At 49.2% G+C, this 455-nt stretch carries 2 tRNA genes and 1 rRNA gene; all 3 read left to right on the top strand.

Annotated elements, in window-relative coordinates:
* Positions 1 to 78, top strand: a 16S ribosomal RNA gene (locus ACN6NG_RS29905); the annotation flags it as partial.
* 77 nt (positions 79 to 155) lie between these two features.
* Positions 156 to 232, top strand: a tRNA-Ile gene (locus ACN6NG_RS29900).
* A gap of 6 nt (positions 233 to 238) precedes the next feature.
* A tRNA-Ala gene (locus ACN6NG_RS29895) sits at positions 239 to 314 on the top strand.
* The last annotated feature ends 141 nt before the right edge of the window (positions 315 to 455 follow it).

The following is a 455-nucleotide window of genomic DNA, read 5'->3' as shown; positions in this document are numbered from 1 at the left end:
ACCACGGTGTGATTCATGACTGGGGTGAAGTCGTAACAAGGTAGCCGTAGGGGAACCTGCGGCTGGATCACCTCCTTAATCGACGACATCAGCCTGCTGATGAGCTCCCACACGAATTGCTTGATTCTTTGTAAAAGACGATCAAGACCCTATATAGGTCTGTAGCTCAGTTGGTTAGAGCGCACCCCTGATAAGGGTGAGGTCGGCAGTTCAAATCTGCCCAGACCTACCAATATGCGGGGCCATAGCTCAGCTGGGAGAGCGCCTGCCTTGCACGCAGGAGGTCAGCGGTTCGATCCCGCTTGGCTCCACCACTCGCTTTACTTGATCAGAACTTAGAAATGAACATTCGTTGATGAATGTTGATTTCTGACTTTTGTCAGATCGTTCTTTAAAAATTCGGATATGTGATAGAAATAGACTGAACACCAGTTTCACTGCTGGTGGATCAGGCT

The organism is Pseudomonas sp. TSO6 (genome assembly GCF_056098905.1).
Note: the sequence above shows the minus strand (reverse complement) of the source record. Positions and strands in the feature narration are given on the sequence as shown.